Origin of the sequence: Variovorax sp. YR634 (assembly GCF_900106655.1) — a bacterium.
Classification (GTDB): domain Bacteria; phylum Pseudomonadota; class Gammaproteobacteria; order Burkholderiales; family Burkholderiaceae_C; genus Variovorax.
Window position 1 is genome coordinate 1 of sequence record NZ_FNOL01000049.1, and the last position, 4,645, is coordinate 4,645.

Consider the following 4,645-nt stretch of genomic DNA (forward strand, 5'->3'; position numbering starts at 1 on the left):
GAACTCCCGCCGCGAACTACTGTGCTGCCTGCAGCGCGCCGCGTGCCCGTTCCGACGCTGCACATTGATTACCGTCGACCGGTCGGCTTCGGCCAATACCAGAAGTAGGTCACGCCTCTTCAGTTTCGCTTCGCCGCCATCGAACGGTCGCGCTCTGGAAGATACATTGGGTCGGGCGATGGCCTGCCCTACTTTCCTACCCAAACGTCCGATATGCCGATACTGAATTTACTGGTGCTCAGGGTGACGAGCGTTGATGCCGCCGAGGGCTTCTATACAGCCCTCGGCCTAAGTTTTGTTCACGAGCAGCATGAGGCAGGCCCAAGACATTTGTCCTGCATGGCAGGCGAGACATTGTTGGAGCTGTACCCGACTGAGGATGGATTAACTACCCAATCCACAAGACTGGGTTTCAATGTGCTATCACTCGACACTGCCGTCGATGCCGTCGTAAAGGCGGGTGGCACATTAATTTCAAAACCCAAACAAGGCACATGGGGCAGGCGAGCCGTTGTTTCTGACCCCGACGGTCATAAAGTTGAGCTGCTTGAGCGTGGACTTTAGCCGAATAAGGGCGCCGCAGTGGATGCATTGACTCGTGCCCAACTGCGTTAATTTCTTCGAAAAGCGCTCTCACAGTCAGCCGGTGTGGTCACTCTGATACCTTGTGAACGCCATTTCCCAATGTCCGTTGTGGAGCAATCTGACAGGTAGCTCCGTGGAGCCCTTTGCGCTAGCCGCGCGCGAGGCTACAGTCGGCCAAGACCGGACTTTCGTCGCGCGGCCCGCCAGTTTGCCGCCGCAGCACGCTGACGACGCTCGGGGCATAGCTAAAGTCAAATAACACCAACCCTGCGTGCCTGCGATGCAGCATCAACTGGAGGTCAATACCCTATGAAATCATCGTTACGCTTCAGCGTCGCAATGGCAATGGTTTTATGTGTCGCTGACCTCGGCATTCCTTATCATTTAAATTTCACAAGACGTGTGGGAGACCCGCGGTTGGCACCCTGACCGCTGCAACCGGATACGGCCACAAGCGGTCATCCCGGCGTAGGAGTCAAAGCGTCGCGGGTGATTTTTGCAAAATTTCGTCGACTTCTCTAGAGATCGCCACCGTCTATGCGAAACATTTCTGAGCTCATTGAGTGCTATGAGCAGGGCATGTACACCTTCCCCGAGGTGATAACAGCAATCGTGGTCGAAGGCGCGTCCAGGGAGCCAGGTGTGCTGACTCAGGAACTGCCCACGCGATTTCTAGACGGCGTTGCTGAGTCAGTTCTTGCACTTCCTGCGAATGCAACGGCTGATGACGTATTTGTTTTCAAATCAAGCCGATCTCATGCGGAGGCGTGGTTCAACGGGGCATTGAACTGGAAGCGCTACATCGGTGGCCATCGGTCAGACCACCCTGGCGCCTCTCCCTGAAAGCACTGTTTTCAAGCCTCTCGAGCACCACTTGGTCCTCACTCGGCCGGCGCTGTTCGTCTACAGCCGGCCAGGACCGGACACTCGAACAGAGTGCTTGTTGACCCCAAGACGTCGTAGACCCCGCCTCCATGAGCGATTTCAACCTTCTGACCATTTCCGCGGTTCAATCCCATATTGGGCCCGCGATTGCTACATATCTCGGTGCAGATCGCTTCGTCGAGGTGAAGCCACTTCACTGGGTCGACAGCAAAGATGCGCCCGTTCGCCGTGTCTTCGCCTACGTACAACTCAAAGGCGGTGTTGTTGCCCCACGATGGGGGTATTCGTTCGATTTTGTGCCGCACCTTGTGGCGGGAAAAATGCAGTGGCATCGCACCGAGAAATCGGCGATTTTTGACGCGTTCATCGACGGGCAATCTGCAGAACTCAATCTCTCATACATGTGGGGTGAACAGGGCCTGCTTGAAGGCATGACATCCCGGCTTTCAAGCGCCGTGCGCCAGGCACAGGACTTCTGGCAGTTGGGTAGGCAAGCGATATACGACCAGGTTGCCACGCTGAGCAACCGCCCCGGGGCAGGCACGTACACACAATTGCCCGCGGCAGCCGCGTTTTGCCATGCGCTTTCAGGGCGCGAAGAAGATGCGCGTCGTGCAATGGCGGCTTATATTGAGCGAGGAAAGCCACGCGAAGACACGGTGCCGAAGCTATGGGCAGCTCTCGACGGCGCGCTCGAATCTGGGCTTGGACGCCAGACGGTCTGAACCCGGCGACTGCTATGCGGTGCCTTCTAGGACCTCCCCGTGCCCCGAAGTGCCGGGCAAGCAACGGGCTACAGTCGGCCAGATGCAGTCGCTCCTCAGCAGAGCTCAGTTCTTAGATTTCAACAAGGGCGGAAAAATGCAGACTTTGAAGAATCAGTCGACATGGGCCAGGCTCATCAACCGACTCAAACTGGCGCTACTTCGGAGCGGGGCGAAGACTGACTGAACCCGGCCAACTGCGATCGTTCCACGGCGCAGCACAATCGTGTCCAAAGCAGACACCCGCTGCATGCGGCTAACAAGGAGGAATCTTGGGAATCAGCCTTTTTGTCGAGCGGCCCGGCCGCGCCAATGCCATTTCCTTGGAGGAATGGGGGAAGCTCGTCGCCGACGAGCCGGACCTACGGCTTCGCGCCGAGCCGTATGCCGCCATCAACCCTAAGACCGGTGAACAGGTTTTTCTTCCGGTTGGCGATGCAGACTCAGAGATGCACAGTGGAATGCAATGGCATCCGTTTCTTCGCTTTGCTCGAGGCAAGTTGGTCATGGAGTATCAGCCCGGGTTTGAGAATCCGGACAATGAGCTTCGGCTGCGGATCGTCTCGATTTCAAGGGCACTCGGCGCTCAGATCACAACTGACGTTGATGATGAGCCCTTGAACTGGTCGCAAAGCCAATAGGTCGGGACGCGGCCATGACCGGCCGGTCGACCGTGCCGACAAAAAGCGTCTGTAGCGGGCATTCAACCGAGGTATGACATGAATCGAGCCGTCGCCTACGCAGCACTTTCGGGCGAGTTGGAGGCATGCCGCCGGCTACCTCGGCCCATGCTTGTCGAACTAATTGGCTCAACGCCTGCCTCGAAAGTCATTGTCGTCGACGGTGAGGAACTGCTGCTTGAAGTACAAGCGGCGTGGGCTTCGCCGAAGAGAATGTCCGTTCGAGTTACCGCAATTGCCTACGGCCCTAGCCATCTGCAAACGGAGCGTCTCGAGGAGCATCTGACCATTCCAATGAGCGATGCTGGCGACATCGATCGCTGAGAGGACCGAGGTCGGCCAAGACCAGTCCTTCACAGCTCCGGCAGAATTCAGTCATGAGCAGTCAACTAGTGGAACGATCTAACGGGCATCATTTTTCGGCCCTACTTGGCCGGTAAGCAGTCATTCGAGAGTAAGCGCGATGCAAGCGTCAACGCCTTTCCGAGATCGTTTCTGTCCCAAATGCAAGAGCGAAGCGAGCGTCGCTCTTAAGACCTTGCTCATTGGAAAGCAGAGCCCACTTGAAGAAAAAGCTGGTGGCCGCAGGCCGGATCAGCTCGCAACAGATGAATGCCTATCCGATTCGCTGCAGCCCGTTCCGCTTGATCAATTCGTCACTGCTTGCTATTGCACGAGTTGTGGCATCGGGTTCGTCCCCGAGGATCTCATCAAGCCAACTGTGATTGCATCTAGAAATCGAACGAAAACTTGATTCGACGTGCGACCTTTTCTCAGGTTTCGGCGGCGGATTCAACCGGTCATTCCAGGTCTGCTTGCAACCTTTCAACTGCGGTCTTAGCGGAGCGGGGTAGTCCATGCGTTTCGTCATCTCCCTGTTGCTGTTTTTTTCTTGCACGTGTTTTGCGCGCGAGGACAGCCTGACTTCCTCGGACGTTCAAGCTGTCACAGGGAAACTGGTCAAATTGGTTGGACGTGACGCCGAGTCATACATTCTTATCGCATCGGAGACCGGATGCCATGATCTGGAGCCCTGCACGGATGTGGTTGACCGATATGCGACGTTTGAACGAACTGTGAGCGAGCCGAACCCACTTGTCACGCGAACGACCAGCGTTGAATGCCACACGCCTCCGAAAATAACAAGTTGGACCTGCGAAATATCTCCGGATGATATGTTGACGGTGCCCAACTTGTACCCGCGGCGGTTCTTTATCAACACCGGAAATTTCAATCGCAAGTCTGAACCGCTGGACGATGACGCCATCATTGCGCTGGTCCGGTTCATTATGTCCAGTTGCTATGAGAAGCAGAGGATCGCGCTAAACACGAAGGAACACCTGCCCATGGATGATCCGATGTTCAAATTCAACTCGATTGGCATGGACAAAAAAGAGAATTCCTACACAGTCTCACGGCGTGCAGGTTTTTGGTCGGACACAGTGCTCTTGCAGCCCACAGACAACAAATCCGAAACGTGCCCGTTCAATATCGTCGGATACAAGGCGGGCGTCGCTTGACCAAGTCACTTACTGCCGGAAGTCATTCCTTTTTTGTGCGAGGTTGTAGGTCCGCAATGGGGCAAAGGGAACAGCTGGCTAGGGCCCGAAGCTCAGATGACCGCGACAGGCTACAGTCGGCCACAAGCCGACGTTCGCTACCGCCCTCTAGCTTCGCCTCCTAGACAGAAGGTTCGAACAGCGCGGGCACACTTACACCAGGTCGCATAAC

General features: G+C 56.0%; 6 protein-coding genes. All 6 read left to right on the forward strand.

What is annotated here, in order from left to right:
- The first annotated feature begins 213 nt into the window (after window positions 1–213).
- A complete protein-coding gene (locus BLV60_RS33680) occupies window positions 214–564 on the forward strand; it encodes a VOC family protein (protein WP_093060114.1) in 351 nt (116 codons plus the stop codon).
- Window positions 565–1,164: 600 nt separating this feature from the next.
- Window positions 1,165–1,428, forward strand: a complete 264-nt coding sequence (locus BLV60_RS34240) for a hypothetical protein (protein ID WP_143042685.1) — start codon at window positions 1,165–1,167, stop codon at window positions 1,426–1,428.
- 131 nt (window positions 1,429–1,559) lie between these two features.
- Entirely contained in the window at window positions 1,560–2,195 is a 636-nt protein-coding gene (locus BLV60_RS33685; RefSeq protein ID WP_093060116.1) for a hypothetical protein, read from the forward strand.
- Between the two features lie 311 nt (window positions 2,196–2,506).
- The gene (locus tag BLV60_RS33690; RefSeq protein WP_093060118.1) at window positions 2,507–2,875 is read left to right on the forward strand and encodes a hypothetical protein; all 369 of its coding nucleotides are present in this window, start codon (window positions 2,507–2,509) and stop codon (window positions 2,873–2,875) included.
- Window positions 2,876–2,953: 78 nt separating this feature from the next.
- On the forward strand, window positions 2,954–3,238 hold the full coding sequence (locus tag BLV60_RS34245; RefSeq protein ID WP_143042686.1) for a hypothetical protein: 285 nt from the start codon (window positions 2,954–2,956) through the stop codon (window positions 3,236–3,238).
- A gap of 533 nt (window positions 3,239–3,771) precedes the next feature.
- A complete protein-coding gene (locus BLV60_RS34250) occupies window positions 3,772–4,434 on the forward strand; it encodes a hypothetical protein (protein ID WP_143042687.1) in 663 nt (220 codons plus the stop codon).
- The last annotated feature ends 211 nt before the right edge of the window (window positions 4,435–4,645 follow it).